At 40.7% G+C, this 17,214-nt stretch carries 18 protein-coding genes; 11 read left to right on the forward strand and 7 right to left on the reverse strand.

The window, feature by feature from the left end:
* The first annotated feature begins 37 nt into the window (after positions 1 to 37).
* The 7 genes from DESME_RS02215 (at position 38) to DESME_RS02260 (ending at position 6,239) form a co-directional block, all read left to right on the forward strand.
* Positions 38 to 850 carry a metallophosphoesterase gene (locus DESME_RS02215; protein ID WP_006716489.1) on the forward strand — a complete coding sequence of 271 codons (813 nt, stop codon included), beginning with the start codon at positions 38 to 40 and terminating at the stop codon, positions 848 to 850.
* Between the two features lie 468 nt (positions 851 to 1,318).
* Positions 1,319 to 2,398, forward strand: a complete 1,080-nt coding sequence (gene rsgA / locus DESME_RS02225) for a ribosome small subunit-dependent GTPase A (RefSeq protein WP_006716491.1) — start codon at positions 1,319 to 1,321, stop codon at positions 2,396 to 2,398.
* Between the two features lie 309 nt (positions 2,399 to 2,707).
* Positions 2,708 to 3,316: an HAD family hydrolase gene (locus tag DESME_RS02235; protein WP_006716492.1), complete on the forward strand. Its 609-nt coding sequence runs from the start codon at positions 2,708 to 2,710 to the stop codon at positions 3,314 to 3,316.
* Positions 3,317 to 3,478: 162 nt separating this feature from the next.
* On the forward strand, positions 3,479 to 4,021 hold the full coding sequence (locus tag DESME_RS02240) for a GrpB family protein (RefSeq protein ID WP_051413994.1): 543 nt from the start codon (positions 3,479 to 3,481) through the stop codon (positions 4,019 to 4,021).
* Between the two features lie 50 nt (positions 4,022 to 4,071).
* Entirely contained in the window at positions 4,072 to 4,422 is a 351-nt protein-coding gene (locus tag DESME_RS02245; protein WP_006716494.1) for a cupin domain-containing protein, read from the forward strand.
* A 391-nt stretch (positions 4,423 to 4,813) separates the two neighbouring features.
* A complete protein-coding gene (locus DESME_RS02250; protein ID WP_006716495.1) occupies positions 4,814 to 5,482 on the forward strand; it encodes an epoxyqueuosine reductase in 669 nt (222 codons plus the stop codon).
* 382 nt (positions 5,483 to 5,864) lie between these two features.
* Positions 5,865 to 6,239, forward strand: coding sequence for a hypothetical protein (locus tag DESME_RS02260; protein WP_006716497.1), 375 nt, complete (start codon positions 5,865 to 5,867; stop codon positions 6,237 to 6,239).
* Between the two features lie 200 nt (positions 6,240 to 6,439).
* Here the strand turns inward: DESME_RS02260 and DESME_RS02265 are convergent, their stop codons facing one another.
* The gene (locus DESME_RS02265; RefSeq protein WP_006716499.1) at positions 6,440 to 7,492 is read right to left on the reverse strand and encodes a sensor histidine kinase; all 1,053 of its coding nucleotides are present in this window, start codon (positions 7,490 to 7,492) and stop codon (positions 6,440 to 6,442) included.
* A gap of 323 nt (positions 7,493 to 7,815) precedes the next feature.
* On the opposite strand from DESME_RS02265, the gene DESME_RS02270 reads away from it, so the two are divergent.
* Together DESME_RS02270 and DESME_RS02275 are read left to right on the forward strand one after the other, a co-directional pair.
* Positions 7,816 to 8,127 (forward strand): hypothetical protein, encoded by a 312-nt coding sequence (locus DESME_RS02270; RefSeq protein WP_006716500.1) that lies wholly within the window; start codon positions 7,816 to 7,818, stop codon positions 8,125 to 8,127.
* Positions 8,128 to 8,143: 16 nt separating this feature from the next.
* Entirely contained in the window at positions 8,144 to 8,902 is a 759-nt protein-coding gene (locus DESME_RS02275) for a peptidoglycan recognition protein family protein (protein ID WP_242837414.1), read from the forward strand.
* On the opposite strand, the gene DESME_RS02280 is transcribed toward DESME_RS02275, so the two are convergent.
* The 5 genes from DESME_RS02280 to DESME_RS02300 form a co-directional block, all read right to left on the reverse strand.
* Positions 8,903 to 9,892, reverse strand: a complete 990-nt coding sequence (locus DESME_RS02280) for a glycosyltransferase family 4 protein (protein WP_006716502.1) — start codon at positions 9,890 to 9,892, stop codon at positions 8,903 to 8,905.
* A 213-nt stretch (positions 9,893 to 10,105) separates the two neighbouring features.
* Complete coding sequence (locus DESME_RS02285) at positions 10,106 to 11,593, reverse strand: hypothetical protein (RefSeq protein WP_006716504.1); 1,488 nt, start codon at positions 11,591 to 11,593, stop codon at positions 10,106 to 10,108.
* Positions 11,594 to 11,679: 86 nt separating this feature from the next.
* Complete coding sequence (locus tag DESME_RS02290; protein WP_006716505.1) at positions 11,680 to 12,318, reverse strand: hypothetical protein; 639 nt, start codon at positions 12,316 to 12,318, stop codon at positions 11,680 to 11,682.
* A gap of 82 nt (positions 12,319 to 12,400) precedes the next feature.
* A complete protein-coding gene (locus DESME_RS02295) occupies positions 12,401 to 13,390 on the reverse strand; it encodes a glycosyltransferase (RefSeq protein ID WP_006716506.1) in 990 nt (329 codons plus the stop codon).
* A gap of 171 nt (positions 13,391 to 13,561) precedes the next feature.
* On the reverse strand, positions 13,562 to 14,374 hold the full coding sequence (locus tag DESME_RS02300; RefSeq protein ID WP_006716507.1) for a CAP domain-containing protein: 813 nt from the start codon (positions 14,372 to 14,374) through the stop codon (positions 13,562 to 13,564).
* A gap of 178 nt (positions 14,375 to 14,552) precedes the next feature.
* Between DESME_RS02300 and DESME_RS02305 the strand changes: the two genes are divergently transcribed.
* Entirely contained in the window at positions 14,553 to 15,701 is a 1,149-nt protein-coding gene (locus DESME_RS02305) for a DUF362 domain-containing protein (RefSeq protein ID WP_006716508.1), read from the forward strand.
* A 66-nt stretch (positions 15,702 to 15,767) separates the two neighbouring features.
* Positions 15,768 to 16,802 carry a DUF1786 domain-containing protein gene (locus DESME_RS02310; RefSeq protein ID WP_006716509.1) on the forward strand — a complete coding sequence of 345 codons (1,035 nt, stop codon included), beginning with the start codon at positions 15,768 to 15,770 and terminating at the stop codon, positions 16,800 to 16,802.
* Here DESME_RS02310 and DESME_RS02315 read toward each other — a convergent pair.
* Complete coding sequence (locus DESME_RS02315) at positions 16,795 to 17,139, reverse strand: nucleotide pyrophosphohydrolase (protein WP_006716510.1); 345 nt, start codon at positions 17,137 to 17,139, stop codon at positions 16,795 to 16,797. The two genes, DESME_RS02310 and DESME_RS02315, sit on opposite strands and share 8 nt — an antisense overlap.
* Positions 17,140 to 17,214: the final 75 nt, after the last annotated feature.

A 17,214-nucleotide genomic window follows, 5' to 3' on the forward strand; every position in this document is an offset into this window, starting at 1 on the left:
AAGAAAAAATTTTCGGGGATTTGAAGGAGGTGTGATTTTGGGAGCTAAGCTCTTATCCCGTAGATCATTCATCCTGGGTGGGATTGCAACATTATCTTATCTATATTTCGATCTCCAATCGATTGCGGTAAAACGATATACCATTACGATTACTAAATTGCCAATTGAGTTTCAGGGATTCACTATTCTCCATTTGACTGATTTACATAGCAAGGAATACGGAGAAGGTCAAAGGAATTTAATTGAGTTGATTAACAGACAGCATTTTGATGCAGTTACAATAACAGGTGATTTAGTTGATAAGAGTAACCCTAGTATGGAACCGGCAATATCCTTATTGAAAGGGTTGAAATCTAAGCCTGTATTTTTTGTCCCTGGAAATCATGAGTGGTGGACAAATTACCAAATCAAATCTCCATTAGAAGACCAAGGAGTACATATACTGGAAAATAGGTGTTTTAAATATATCATAGGCGATTCTCACATTTGGATAATGGGTGTCGACGATCCCTATCTAGGAAGAGATCAGTTAGATAGGGCATTTGAAGGCGTCTCGGATTCTGAACCAAAGATTTTATTGGCACATGCTCCTAACATATTTTCTAAAGCCATTAAAGGAAATATCGATTTAATTTTAGCGGGACATACACATGGTGGACAAGTCAGGCTTCCATTGCTTGGTGCAGTGGTAGCACCAGGGCAAGGGCTTTTTCCCGAGTTTGATTACGGCAAATTTACTTCCAGTTCTACGAATATGATTATAAATGGTGGCTTAGGAGAAAGCGTATTACCAATAAGGTTTTATAATAGACCGGAAATTGTACTGGTTACATTAGAATCTTCTGGGTAGCATTTGGGGAGGCGCAGGTTGTCTTATGAATATGATTAAAAAACTATTTACCCCAATTAACATATTTAGATTATTAGCGGCTACTAACGTTATCGTTATCTCGTTCTACAGCATCATTATGAGAGATACTATGTCTGAGTTAACAAAAGACCGGTTAAACTCACTGACCCAGTTGTTACTTATTTTGTTTTTTTTAATGGGTGGTGTTGAAGGCTTTAAAGTTGAAGACAAGACAAAAAGGTATTTGTCATATTTCAACTTCTGTGTTGCAATTGTCATGATAATAATAAATATTTTCATTTTCTTAAAACTGTGATTTTAGAACCATAATACAACAAAAGATTTTTGACACTTTGCCAATATGTAAGCGATTTGAGGCGCGTCGGGAATCTGGAGCGTTATCTGCAATCCTAGAGTATATAAGTAGCATTATGTATAAATGAGATGGACTTATGAGAAGGTGAAATATTGAATAAGAAATTAATAAATTTAGGATTCTCAGAGAGATTTCTTCAGGAATCGAAACTTTATGAAGGACTTTTTTTAGGAAGAGTCGTTGCTCAATACAAGGATTTGTATAAGGTCGCAACGGAAAAATCCGAAGTGCTTTCAGAAATATCCGGAAAGCTGCGCTATTCTTCCGACGAGTTGTTGGATTATCCAGCAGTGGGTGATTTTGTTATGATCGATAGGGAGGATGAATTGCATGGTAATGCGATTATCCATAAAATACTGACAAGGAAAAGCATATTTGTTCGTAGAGCTGCAGGTACCTCGCACGATGTTCAAGTTGTGGCTGCAAACATTGATACCGTCTTTATCTGCATGTCGCTGAATAATGACTTCAACCTGCGAAGGTTAGAGCGTTATCTTTCGATTGCGTGGGACAGCGGAGCTACACCAGTAGTTGTACTTACAAAGTCAGATTTGTGCGAGGATCTGTCTGGGAGACTCGCGGAAATCGAAAAGGTTGCTGCAGGAGTTGATATCGTTGTAACCTCAAGCCTGATAGAGGATGGGTATAGCTCAATACTGAAGTATATTTTACCAGGTTGGACGGTTGCATTTATGGGCTCCTCTGGTGTCGGGAAATCAACTTTGATCAACCGGCTTCTTGGAGGAGATGTAGATGTAATTGAAACGAGAGAAATTAGAAAAGATGATAAAGGAAAACATACTACGACAAGACGCGAGCTAATCGTTATTCCTTCTGGTGGAGCAGTCATAGACACACCTGGAATGCGCGAAATCGGGGTGGAAAGCGTGAATCTCGTTAAGACGTTTGCGGATATCGATGAATTTACCGAACGATGCAGATTCAAGGACTGTCAGCATGAGAATGAACCGGGCTGCGCCGTCAAAAAAGCGATAGAAGAGGGCATGATCACCGAAGAACGCCTACAGAGCTATAAAAAACTCAAGAAAGAGGCAAAGTACGAAGGCTTGAATTCTAAGCAAATAGAAAAAGAGAAAATCACTGAAATGTTTGCAGACTTTGGGGGAATGAAAAACGCAAGAGATTATATAAAATCTAAAAGTAAAAAATAAGTCCTGTTATCTCCGCGCGTAAAGTCTTTCAAATGGTTGAACATATATATTGGAATGCGAAGACGTGGGAATTAGATACTATATTGCAGGAGCGAAGGAATTGTTATTTGTATGAAAAGTTAGGTTATAAGAAAACAGAGAAAACTGAAGTTATAAACGATAAAATGACCTTAGTATTTTATGAAAAGCTTGTTCTCAATTAGGCAAAGGGCTAATTAATTTTGTACATATATGTACTTAGATATACGGAGGATTCAAGGGGTCGCCGTCCGTGGCGGCTACAAACGTTAAGAAGGAATATATAAAGATATGGTAAAGAACATTATTTTTGATTTGGAAAACGTATTATTAAATTTCAATCCATTAGAGTATCTTTATGAGAAAATACCTGAAAACAAAGAAGCTCTTCAAATATACAACGAAATATTTAAAAGTACAGAGTGGCTTATGCTTGACAGGGGATTACTTACAGAAGATGAGGCTATAAATAGTATTTGTGCTAGAGACAGTGAAAATAGTCAACTTATCCGGAAGGTGATGGATAACTGGTATCAAATGCTTACACCTATAGAAGGTGTAGTAGACGTTTTAAAAGAATTAAAACTTAATGGATATAAAGTATATTTCTTATCTAATTTTCATTTATTAGCCTTTGAAGATGTTTTAAAGAGATACAATTTTTTAAAAGATTTCGATGGTGGCATTGTTTCTTATAAGAAAAAATTATTGAAGCCCGATAAAGATATTTATAATAAATTGATAACGACCTATGAAATCAGGCCTCATGAATCAATCTTTATAGATGATACAAGGGAAAATATCGAGGGCGCAAAAAAATTGGGGTTTGAAACGATACTTTTCACAACAGCTTTGGAACTGAGGGAAAAGTTGGTTGGATATAACGTTCTCAAAGAATGAAATTGATTCTAAAGCTGAATTGTTCGGGGGCGCGCCGTCCGTGGCGCGCTTCGGTTTCGTGGGGCAGGAAACGTCATATAACTAGGCTTTCCCGACACTTAGATGATGAATGTGGTTGAGACTGTCGGGAATCCCAAAACGTTATTGGACATACTTTTAGAAATGCTATCTAGCAAATTGGAGGGACTTCTTGTGAGAGTGGTTGTTGTTAATGACTATAATTACCAATGGCCAAGTATGTTTAAGGTTGAGGCAGATAAAATATGTGAAGTATTTGGCGAAGAGCTAATTGCAGTGCACCATATTGGGAGTACATCTGTACCTGGGATTAAGGCAAAACCGATCATAGATATTATGCCATTGGTTCGGGACATTGAAGTAGTTGATAAATTCAACGATAGAATGATAGCGCTAGGATATGAACCTATGGGAGAATTCGGAATCCCCAAACGTAGATTTTTTTATAAAGGTGGAGAAGATCGAACACATCACATCCACATTTTTGAGTACGGAAGTATAGGTGCAGAAAGACATCTTGCTTTTCGGGACTTTCTTCGCAAGCATGAAAATGATGCAAAAGAGTACAGCCTTTTAAAAGAATTGCTTGCGAAACGTTTTCCTAATGATATTGAAGGTTATATAGATGGAAAGAACGATTTTGTAAAGAGCCTTGAACAAAAGGCAATAAAGTGGTATAGGGACTAGGTTCTTATCGTTAATAGGAGGCAAGTGTTTAGGGTAAGGTGGAGGGATATATGAAATTCTTTAGGTTTAGTAAAGATACTGGTCAGTCGGTTGAGCGTTATGAATCGCGGTCTGTTATCTATTCGCGGATAGCACAGACTTTTACGCCTGCAAGGATAGGTTTCATGTATGTTGAACCTGAAGGAATAATTGGAATCCATGAGGCCCCAACCCCTCAACTATTTCTAGTCGTTCAAGGTGAAGGATGGATTCGGAGGCAGAGTAATGCAAAAGTTGTGATTACGACGGGTGAAGGTGTGTTCTTTGATAAAGGAGAATTGCATGAATCCGGGAGTGTACTTGGAATGACTTGTATCATAGTACAAAGTGATGAGTTTAACTCACAGATAATAGTTCTGTAAGTAGCACTTACCCGTACATCGCATGAATAGCACATTTTGCCACTTAGTAGAGATGAATGTAGAAGGACGCAGCAGGAATTCCGGGGACGTTATCTGCAATCCTAGAGTATATATAGAAATTGTAATATTTAAGGAAAAGAAGTTATTTTATGGTATAATGTAATTGCATGAGTTTTCCATTATCTTTAACGTGATAATGGATTTTTTATAAGTCGGATTTTGGGCTTCGGATTTATTGCGAAGATGAATGTTTTGGCTTTTGTTCAGGTATTCCCGGCGGCATTTTCCTGTACTTTGTTAATATGAAAGTAATTTGGCGCTATTGGAAAACGCGAGACGTTAGAGGTAATGGACTCGCCATATAAAACATTGCATAAAAGGAGCAACTGAATTGATTGACCTATACACTGATATTTTAGAAGTTTTTGAGAGGCATACGGATATTCTTTTTGGAATTTCTAATATAGATTTCAGTGTATTTAAGACAGATTATAAATGTGCATTGGTTGTTGCTGTTCCTCATAAGGAATTATTGAGTATAAATACTTATGAAGAAGAGAAATTTGAAAGTTTGATTTGTGAAGCACGTGATAATATCGATGTATTACTTGACGAGATTACCACCCTATTTAAGACATATAAAATTCAATATTATATACCACCTGCTACGCAAACAAGTGAAGAAACACTCATTGCACTATTCTCATTTAAATTTGCTTGTGTCAATGCGGGTTTAGGGTGGATAGGGAAGAATGATATTTTGGTTACAGAAGAGTATGGACCACGAGTAAGGCTATCTGCCATATTAATAAATTATGATTTGCCGATAGGATGTCCTATTGACAAGAGTAAATGTCCGCCCATCTGTAATGTATGCGTTAATGCTTGTCCACATAATGCATTAACTGGTCATCAGTGGAATATAAGTACAAAACGTGAAGAATTAATTGATTTTAAATTATGCAACCAGAAAAGAAGCCTTTTTTTAAAAACGCATCATAGAAAAAATTCTTGTGGATTGTGTATGATATCATGCCCTCTTGGTATTGCGAAATTATAGTAATGCCGGTGATTATCCAAGGCCGTGCGTCCATGCGCGGATTCTTGTGAGGCTTGGGTAGATATTATAGATTGTTTAATAAGATATTTACGAGAATATGGAGAGGAAGTGTTTAAATGAATATAAATAATCCTACCTTTTTCGCAGTCCTTGCTACACTGAGTACCGTAATACCATTATTAGCAGGTATCTTTGTAATTTACTTTTTGATAAGTGTAATGAAATTTATGAAGAAAAAGATAAAGTTAGATGAACAAAGAATCGAACAGACAAATCAGTTTCTTGAACTTTATAAAAGCACCAAAGATATAAACTAGTTACCCCTCTATTTCACGAGTAGTGACGCACAAGCAGGATTATAGAATATAGGGGAGGGATATCAGTGAAGAGACAATTACTTAATGTTCTAATATACTTTCTTTTATCGTTTATACTTTCATGTTTTTTGTCATTCGTGATTGTTAGATTATATGGTTTTGGATTTGTTGAAACTCTTTTTTGGATTGCTATAGCAATAGTTGCAGTAGGTGGTATGTCAAGTGTTACAGGTAATGCTACAGGAAGCCAGATGTTTGACGGAAGCCCCGATAGTCAATACCAATCCTTTGCTAATATTGAGTCTCTAATTCAAGAAAGAAAGTCAACTAACTTTTATACGAATTTTAAGAAACATGGAGTGTTTAATCCAAAGGTTAGTTCTCTGGGCATAATATTAGCGGGAATTGTACTAATTTTAATTGTTTACTTAATGGGGTGAAAACGCGTAGGGGGAAGATAGCAAGTGAAAACCTAAATGTTCCCATTGGTATAGTTGTAGATTATTCTTATTTACTAGCTACTGAGGCTGGACAGACCAGACGAAAAGAACGCTTAACAAACAAATAGGAAGCCCATAACTGGGCTTCCTATTTTGTTTGTTTGTATATTTATGTATATTAATTCTCATAGCTTTTCACATTAAATCTGTGAAGTTTTGAACTTGACAAAGAAAGTCGTTCCTTGAGGAGACGTTACAATATCCATTTTTGCATCGTGGCGTTTTATGATATTGTGGCAAATCGCTAGTCCTAAGCCAGTGCCACCTTCTTTAGTGGTGAAAAACGGAACGCCGAGTTTAGCAAGCACATCGGGATCAATGCCGGGACCTTCGTCATGTATGGCTAAGACGACTCGATCCGAATCCATCGAGGTCTTGATTTTTAGGGTTTTACCGGGTTCAGTCGCTTCAATACCATTCCGGACTAAGTTGAGGATGAGTTGACGAATTTCTTTCTCATCAAGTTGGATATCTTCAATTTCTCCTAACTCTTGAATTAGAGTGATGTCCGAGCGCATAGCATCTGCTTGGATTAAGGGGAAAAGGGTTTGGATAATCGTGTTAAGATTTTGAAGATGCATCTCTTGATTTTGAGTTTTGGTCAAAGAGAGAAATTCCGTAATGATTGAGTTGGCTCGCTCCAATTCGGCAATCATGATGTCATAATAATCCTGATATTGCTTTAACTCATTTTTCCATCCAAGCATCTGGAGAAATCCTTTGACGGTGGTAATGGGATTTCGAATCTCATGAGCAATTCCAGCAGCCATTTCGGCAATGAGATTTAAGCGGTCCATACGAGCATAATCATTTGTTACAATTTCTCCCTCAGTGATATCTTCACCGCTCTTACAAATATAAGGTATGCTGTTTTGCCCTACAAAAAGACGCTCGTGAACACGATACACGCGGGAATCAGGGATCTTCATTTCCCAATGAAGGGGATCTGAAGTAGCCCATGTTTTGAAAGAAGGACAGTCTAAACAGGGCTTGTTACTGTTTTTTATAAACTCGTAACACTTTTTTGGCCCGGGATCTCCGAAAACCTCCTGAAAGGCCTGGTTGTAATAAGGGATTGTGAAATCAGGGGCTAGGAGACAGACAAAGTATGGTAATTTGTCGAGTAAGGAGAAGAGGTTTTCTTTATTAAGTTCATATCCGGGATCTTTTAAATTTGATTGGTAACTTAGCAAGATTAGAACCTCCCAAAATACCCTTTTACTACCAACATATTCTATTCGACTTAAATTTATGAAATCCTTTTGAGTTTAGCTAATTAATTGAATATAGTCAGAAAATTTTAAAAATATGCCTAAAGACCTAAAACGTATAGGCTAAAAGTCCTATTATTCATAAACCTATGAAAAATATCCTTTTATAGCTTATTCTTGACAGATGTGAAATAGAATTCGCTAATTCGCTATTCAATATTTTGATTAAGCACAAGAGACAAACTTCTTGAATAAGCTATGTTGAGCTATTTATGGGCTCTTAGTTTCTAAAAGGAGAGGTGGCAGTGGATGCTTTAAGCTCAATCTTTATTTTAGCCGTTGTTGTCGAAAAATTAGTTGAACTTTTTAAGGCCCTAGTATATGCGTTACCTTTTCTTCCTGAGAAGTTCAAGCCAATGACATTGGAACTCATTAGTTTAGGATTGGGATTCCTTCTTGCCTACGAAACCAATATCAACTCGCTTACGCTTATGGGCGTTAAGACTCTTGATCCTCTTGTAGGGGTCGTTATTACAGGGTTAGTAATCGGAAAAGGTTCTAATTTTGCCCATGACTTCTTCCAATATGTGAGTCAAAATAAAAGAGCAGGTGGTTAATACGACTTATCCGGTTGTGCAGCAGATCATAAATAATAATCGTTCCCATGAAGTTTTGCGTCCTCAAGGCTTTGTTATTCATTCGACAGATACTCCAGGTGCAACGGCTCAAAATGAATTCAACTATTTTAATAGTGCTTACAGGGGGGCTTCGGCTCATTATTTTGTGGATTGGATCCAGATCCTTCAAACAATTCCTGAGAACGAAGTGGCTTGGCATGCGGGGTCTACCGCTAATCACAAATTTCTATCGGTTGAAATCTGTGAACCTTTAGGAAATAACGCGTCGCGGTTTGAGGAAGCCTGGAAACGTACAGTCGGGTTGGTAGCGGAGGGTTGCGTGCGTTATGGTTGGACTGTAGCTACCCAAGTTTTTTCACATCAAGAGATATCCAGTATGTATCAGGAGACGAATCATAGCGATCCCATTGATTATTTGGGACGTTACGGACGGACTTGGGATGATCTCTTAGTCGCTGTTGAGCAAGAAGTTCAAAATATTCAGGGACAAAACGGAGGGGATATCCAATTGAAAAATTTAATTCTCGTTGGGCATGGTCCAGATGAGCGAGCAGCAGGTTATCTGGCTGATTTTTTAAAAGCTCCTGTAGCTTATCTGGACGCAATTCAGGCTGATGATCTAAATTCTGCACAGAATATTTATGTCATTGGGGGAAGTGTTAAGCCACTTGAGAGAGCGACGTTGATTTCTGGAGCAACCCGTTACGATACCTGCCAGAAGGTAATTGACTTCATTCATACGGGAAAGCTATAGTTAACGAAGGGATTGATAGGCAGAAAGGGTTAACTCGCCAACTCTTGACCATGAATAATTTTTGCGAATATGCTCACTTAAAGGCTCTGGGGAAAAGTCCAGAGCTTTTTCTAAAGCTAATTTGAGGCTTTCTTCTTGGAAAGGATTCATATAAACAGCCATATCTTTGAAGTATTCCGTTGTCGATCCTTGATCTGTTGTTAAGATAGTAGCTCCACATGCTCCTGCTTCAAGGCTCGAAAGTCCTGGGGTTTCGAACCAACTGGGAAGGGCATGAATTTTTGCTGCAGCATAAGCTGAGGCAAGAAGCTGTCCTTGTAAGGTGCCCAGATAGATGACGTTGGGATACGATTGAACATGTTCGAAATAGGAGCGGTCATTGATCGGTCCAGCCAAAACGAGAGTAAGCCCTAGTTCATAACAGTTCCGAGCAAGTAGGACTTGGTTTTTGCGGGATGTAATACGGGCGATGGAAAGAACGAAGTGTTCAGGCAAGTTGGGGCATTTCTCACGGAAAAGGGTTTCATCAATACCTAGATATTCTTCGGGAAATCCATTGGGGATGACTTGATAAGGGGTTGTAACCTGAAAGTCATCTTGGATCATTTCCATTTCCAATTGACCATTGGGGAGAAGTAGATCACAATCTTGGAGCAATTGTCCTCGCCAAGGTTGATGAGCTTCCCACTGGGTTAGCGCCGTGGAATGAGCATCCTTTTCTAAAAATTTTTGCATATTCCAATAGATCGGAGAGAGGACGACCGGCTTTTTCTGGCGTTTGGCATTTTCAAAATACATAGAAGCATCCGAGACGCGGGTTGCGTTGAAAATATGAACTAAGTCATATTCCTCAAGTTGAATATTTGGATTCGCAGATAGGAAAACTTCGACACCGAGTTTTTGCAGAGCTTGGGCAGTACCTAAAAGTTGGACGGTATCCCCGGCCGGATTCTTACGATAATCAGACCGAACTTGAAAAAGGACTTTCACATTAAAAACCCCTTATTCAGCTAATTTATGGTGTGGATTTCGCATAGATTTTTAAAGCTTTAATTAATGTCTGAGGATTAACGTTGTACTGTTGAGCAACCTGCCCAACACTCATATAGAGTAAATAACGAGAGCTTCAACCCACGACCGGAATCCCATATTTGCGAAAGACGGACTTGAGTTCAGGATGATCTGTTAAGAGTTCTCCTAAATTCATTTTTTCATTGATGCTAGCCATCGTTCCCAAAATCCTTTCTTCCTTATAGGTTGTTGAGCGGCTATTAAGTTGTTTACTTTTTCCTCAAGAGAATGTAGGGCTTGTTGAGTCTCAAGGCTTTGCTGGGTGAAGGATGCGATAGCTTCCGAAACCCCTTGTACACTGAGCGTCAAGGCCTCAATAGCTTTGGGAAGTGGAGCTACTTGTTCCTCGATCAGTGCCTTATGGGATTCGGAAATTTCGCTTATTTTTTCATCGAGTGATTTAAGCAGGGAGACATATACTTTTTCGTTTTCTTGTTCTTCGGGAACAGGAGTATTTGGGTGTTGCGAGGATGTTGGGGGAGATTCTGGAGTTATTGAGGGTTGAGGTAGGGTGACTACCGAGGTTTTGAATACCGGGACCGAATTGGATGCTTCAATTGCAGGGACTTCAATGGCAGGCGCTTCAAGGGTTAAATTCTCGGGGAGGTTAAAAGAAAGCTGAATTTCACTGGAGAATAAAGGGGTAAATAATTCGTCCTGATTAAGTAGCCATTCCGTGTAATTGATGACCGACTCTGTTTTTTGGATAAGGTGGAGTGTTGAATGGTTAGACGATGAATTTGAGATGAAATTCCAGCGTTTTTGGATGAACTGAAAGAGTCTTTCTTGGTCCGTGTTAAGGAGGAGATTGAGTACCCCATCTGAATCGAATGCACCGAAGCTTTTCCAAGGGCCGCTAATATCATTAACGGGATTGGGTTCAATTCTCCAAGCGCTCATAAAGTCACACATATTGGATTGTGTCGCAAATCCGACTTCAAATTTGTCTGTACCCGGTTGTTTTGCACCCCAGAATAGGTATCCTGTATTGCTTGGAGTAATGAGAGCCGCCATATCAACGACTTCTCGTGGAATGCTCAAGGATTCTTGGCGTTTCGCCCATATATGATAACTTCCGTTGAAGAAATTAGATAACAGGACAGAACGATTACCCAGGAAGGTCATCATGAGTAGATGAAGATTCGATTTTGAATCAAGGAGGATGTGATAAAGAGGATGGCGTGGGTGGACGACTTCACCTAATTGGGCCGATTTCCACGTTTGACCATTCCAAAGAAGATGGGTGATGCGCCACACATCAGGAAGAGCTAAATGGGAGGTGGCATAAAAGATATGTATCACCTTATCCACGGGAAGAAGGATAAGCCGATCATAACGGTTGTTTCGGGTATCGAGTTTTCCCAGTGTCGTGTTCTGATGCTCCCCTGTTCTTGAGATGATTGAATAACAGAGTTCGCCTGTCTTTTTAAGATAAGCCAGATGAATTTGATTCGGATCTTCGGCAATTCCTTGGGCGAGTATAATCGGCTCTTTTAGCTGGAAAAGGATCTCCTTATTGGAGTTTGAATATAAAGAAAGTCCTTCATTATTTGTTTCTAGGAAAAAGGATGAGTCTTGATTAATCATTAACGTCGGAGAGGTTGGAGGAAAATGGGGCACCTTATACACCTCCTTGTTATAATCTAGGGCTGTCCTGAGACAGCCCTAGTACGATGACATGACTTTAAGGGGATTAGTTAGAAAGACTATTTAAGACTAGCAAGGACTTGTGGTAATTGAGGTGGGAAGAAATCGGTTGGGAACGGCGTGAGATTTGGATTTAAGAAATCAACGCATGGAGTTTCTGATGGGAATTCTTCGCAGAACGGAGGCTCTGGGCAATAGCCGAAAGCATCAATTGAAAGTTGGACAAAACCAGTGAGTTTAGAGATAACGAAGGAACCAACCGTGATGGTAAGAACGTCGCCTGAAACGAGCGCGGGAACTAAGAGTTCACTACGGGTCTCAACTCTAAGATTAAAGTCGAATTCTGAACGTGTCGGCGGATGGAAAATGACGATGTCTTTGTGGATATCCGGCAAGCAACCGGAAATCGGGATGATGGTGCCAGCAGCATTTCTGACGTTGACGGTGAAGCAGATCCGAACGGTAAATTGAGCGCGAGCAAAGTTCGGACGGCCTGGGATTGGAGTAATAACAATGCTATCGGGAAGAATTACCCCATTGTTGAAGACGATACTGACGAAAGTAAATGGGCCACCATGTTGCGGAAGTTCTACCTCGAAGTCAGGGAAACACTCTCTTTGCTGGCAACTAAAAAATACTTTTTCTACGATGATACAGACTCTTTCTTGATATGGATCGTATGGAAATACATCTGTCATGTGTTTGAATTCCCTCCTTTATCCTAGCTTCGGGGTATCTTATTCAGTATGCGATTTAAGTGTGATTAATTGGACTTGGCGATTAGAAGCAAAATTTTTGGAGGTGTTGTTTGACTTCCTCTGCTCGTTTCCACCAGTCGTTCTCGAAAGCAAATGATTTACGTGCCGTTTCATTGGCTTTTTCGAGATAGGCTTTGCTTAAGGCTTTAGAAAAGTGGTTCGAATCCGAAGCAAGATAAACACCTGAATAAGAAACGTGGCTAAGCTCGGGCAAGGGAGTAGCGACAACGGGTATGCCTGCAGCCGCATATTCGTATAGTTTTATAGGATTACATCCTTTGGTCATGTCGGTGAGTTGAAAAGGGATGAGGCCGATGTTAAATTGTTGTAAATAACCAGGAAGGTTATTGTAGGGTTTTAAGCCGAGATAGCTTAAATTATTGGCCTGTAAGGGAAAACGGGTTAACTTCACAAGGGCACCAAGAAAGATAAAATGGAAATCAGGATTATGGGTGATGACGTCTTGAAGTAAAGGCCAATCAAGCCAGGGAGCAATTGCGCCGCTATAACCGACGAGCGGTTTATCATCAGGAAGGTCAGAGGGCCTTGCTTGAGGAAGCGCGAAATGGCTGGAGTCAACTCCGTTAGGGATAAGTTTAACTAGGGGGTGCTGAAGAGAAAGTTTTTCAAAAAGGGAAGTTGAGGTGGCGAATACGAGGTTGGCTTGCGAAAGCATCTCTGGCCAGTATTCTTCCCAGGCAGAAAATTCATTTTTAGGTTCATCCGAACAGTCAAAAATGACGTAATCAGGCTGGTATCGGGGAATCAAACGGACATGTTGGGGAAAGGTTAACCATAGGATACGTGGACGAGGATGGGGAAGGGTTAAAGGTGAAAGCCCTTGACAGAGGAAAAGGGTATCCGAGAGCGGCTGAAAGTTTGGCTGAGGGAAAGTCCCGATATCTTCATAGAGGATGGTATAACCGAGGAGAGAAAGCTGTTTCAGAAGCTGCTGAGGGCGCTGAACCATCCAATTCCAAGGAAGGGTCGGGGGGTAGATGATCGTAGGCACTTCGATCCCTCCAATGAGCTGCAGTTAATGTTTTTCTTTGTATAGAATATGTTCGAATGTGGAGAGATAGAGTATAACCAAGCTTAATTTTGTTTTAAATATGAAAAAAGCGCAGACTAGCTGCGCTTAGATTAAGTGATTTATCGCTGATATTCTTCTATTGTATTACTTCTATTCTTGTGCAAATTCTTGAACATAGTAGCTTCCGGCACTGCTGTAAACGATACCGACACCGACGTGGGTATAGCCGGCATTAAGGATATTGGCTTTGTGGCCAGAACTACTCATGAACGCTGCCATGGCAGCATCAACCGAGATATTGCGAGCAATATTTTCCCCAGCTGAATAGTATTGGACTCCAGCCATTTTCATCATATCATAGGGGCTGCCATACGTCGGAGAGGTATGACTGAAATAGCCATTGGTTTTCATGTCATTAGCCTTGGTTTGAGCAACACCCACCAGGCGAAGATCCACTTTGAGCGGTGCTAGACCCACATTAGCACGTTCTTTGTTAATTTCGTCAATCATTTGCTGTTCTTGGGCACTGACTGAGGTTGCAGCAGAAATCGTTCCTGTACTTGGAGCTGGAGTTGTCGTTTGCGCAGGAGTTGTAGGAGTTGTTGTAGGTGTTGTTGCAGTTGTAGTTGTAGGTGTAGTCGACGGAGTCGGATAACTATACATATAATTTTTTAAGGAAATAACACTTGAGCCTGTGTTAGTTGGAGTACTTACAGGTGTGGTGACCGTTGAGGTCGGGGTAGTACTCGTAGCAGGAGCAGGTGGAGTTGATGGTGTACTTGTTGGGGTTGAAGTTGAGGCTGGTGCAGGCGCTGCGGAGACGTAGTTACGTAAAGGAATGCTATATCCTCCCGAATAGGAATAATTGTTCGCCGCATAGATAGCTGCTTGTGCGGGAGCTGTCATTCCAAATAAGAAAACTAAAGTTTGTAAGCTGAGAGCAATTTGTGTGAACTTCTTCATTGTTTTTACCTCCTAAAACTTTTTAAAAAAATGAAGTTGTCTGTTCGCGACGTCCTCAGTATAACATTTGCTTTTGGACAAACCTACCGGTACATTGTTCCAATTTTAATATCTTTGAATTTCAGATTTTTTTAGAGATGAAGTATAATATCCTTATATTTAAGGGTTGGAGGATTATATGCTGCCAAAAGTTGTTTTGAAGTATTGTCCGGAATATACAGCTGACGTTGAAGGGATTTTGCGTCAAGGGTTACAAGGGTTGGGCGGAATGTCCGCTTTTGTAAAGCCAGGGCAGAAAGTTCTGCTCAAAGTCAATCTCCTCATGAAAAAAAGACCTGAAGAAGCGGTTACAACGCATCCCAGTGTCGTTGAAGCGGTGGTCCATCTTGTTCAAGAAGCGGGGGGGATTCCGATTATTGGGGATAGCCCTGGTGGTCCTTATACGATTGGTGCTTTACAGGGAATTTACGCTCGTTCAGGATTGAAGGATGTCGCTGAACGCACAGGGGCTCTCCTTAATTTGGATGTGGGGCAAACGGGAGTGGCTCATCCGGAAGGTAAAATTGTAAAGAGTCTTACCGTCACGAAGAGCGTGACGGATGCTGACGTCGTGATTACTCTATCAAAACTCAAAACGCATGGGATGATGACTTTTACGGGTGCTGTCAAGATTTTGTTTGGGGTGATTCCTGGACTTTTAAAAGCGGAATATCATCTCAAGATGCCGGATGTACGGAACTTTGCCGATTTGTTAGTGGATATTGTGACTTGGGTTAAACCCTCTTTAAGTATTATGGATGGAATCGTTGGGATGGAGGGAGACGGCCCTTCGGCTGGAAAACCGCGTTCTGTTGGTGCACTTTTGCTGAGTCAAGATCCGTTCGCCTTAGATGTGGTTGCTTCGCACTTAATCGGACTTAAGCCAGAAAAGGTTCCTACGATTATGGCTGCTCGAGAACGGGGTCTGCCCAGTCGCTTAGAAGAGGTAGATTGGATAGGGGATGCGCGTTCCCTTTGGAAGATTCAGAATTTCGTTCTTCCGAAAACTTCATCCATTAACTTTATCGATAGTGTGCCGTTACCGAAGAAGGCTAAAAGCTTTCTGCTCAATCGGGTTCGTCCTCGGCCATACTTTCAACATGACCTATGTATTGGCTGTAAAGATTGTTTTAAAAATTGCCCTCCCAAGGCCTTAGTCATGAATGAACAGAACCGACCTGTTGTTGATCTTGATGCGTGTATTCGTTGCTTTTGTTGTCAGGAACTTTGTCCTCATCACGCTATAGAAATTCTGCGACCAAGGTTAGGTCGGACGATATTTAAGTGATTTTCCTTAAAATATAAAAAAGGGTATAATAAAGTAGATGTAAATTAAAGAGGAGATTGATCGACGTTGAGTAAAACAGACGATCAAAATGTTCTAGTCATTGATGTGGGTTCTGGTACACAGGATATACTCTTGTACCAACCGGGAAAGAATATAGAAAACTGCCCGAAGTTTATTGTGCCTAGTCGGACGCAAATTGTGGCTTTTCAGATTCGCCAAGCAACAGCGCAGGGTCGCGATCTGTTTTTGCACGGTCATTTAATGGGTGGGGGTGCGTGCGGACTCGCCTTAAGGCAACATTTAAAGGCAGGGTTTAAAGCTTATGCTACGTTAGAAACTGCCTTGACTTTTCATGATGATCTGACTCGAGTTAAAAAAATGGGGGTTATCATTACGCCAGAAGCACCCGCTGGAGCAGAGCGCATCTGGCTGGGTGACCTCGATATTCTAAGCTTACGACAGGCATTAGGAGCTTTCGGTCTTGAGTTGCCGAGCAAATATGCAATAGCCCTTCAAGATCACGGCTATAGTGAGCAGGAAAGCAATCGAACCGTAAGATTTCGTTTGTGGAAGGAATTTATTCTGAATGGTGGAAATCTCGATACGCTTATCTTTAAGGACAAGATCCCAGAAGTTTATACACGGATGCGTGCGCTTCGGGAGATTGAACCGCAGTGCGTGGTTACCGATACGGGTACAGCGGCAATTTTGGGCATATTAACAGATCCCAACGTTCAAGGATATTTGGAACGAGGAATTTTGGCCCTAAATATTGGAAACTCACATACAGTAGGCGCCGCTATTCGAGGTAATCGGGTTTATGGGATTTTCGAGCAACATACGAGTGCCTTTGATCTTGCATCATTACAAGCTCTGGTGCAACGTTTTCAAAATGCAAGTTTAACCCATGAGGAAGTCTTTGAAGCGGGTGGACATGGGGTAGCGATGCACCCTGAAATGAAGGCGGGTTGGGATTTTGTTGCTGTTGCCGGACCTCGTCGAGATATGGTAAAACCACTTCATTGGTATGAAGTGGCTCCCTATGGCGATATGATGTTAACAGGATGTTTTGGTCTGCTTAAGGGACTTCATATTATATAAGGGGCTCGGCGCTTGAAACGTCCTGTTTCTTCGTCCAGCGATTGGAATCGCGAAGGCGGTATTTTTCCATCATCCGTGTAAAAGCATCTTCTAGGTCAATATTTAAGGAATTGGCCATAGAAATAATAACAAACAGGACATCAGCCATTTCAAGTGCGAGATCTCCTTCAGGTTCAGTTGGCTTTTTGGGCTTTTGACCATAGGAGTGGTTGATTTCACGGGCGAGTTCTCCTACTTCTTCAGTGAGACGCAGCATCATCGAGGCAGGTTGCCAATATCCTTCTTCGAATTGTGAGATCCAGTCATCAACCAGTTTTTGCCAATCTTTAATTTCCATAGAGATCCTCCTAAATTCTTTAAAATTAATTTTCGAGACAGGCAAGGGATTTTATGTCTTAATGTAGAAAATGAC

Source organism: Desulfitobacterium metallireducens DSM 15288 (assembly GCF_000231405.2).
Classification (GTDB): Bacteria; Bacillota; Desulfitobacteriia; order Desulfitobacteriales; family Desulfitobacteriaceae; genus Desulfitobacterium_A; species Desulfitobacterium_A metallireducens.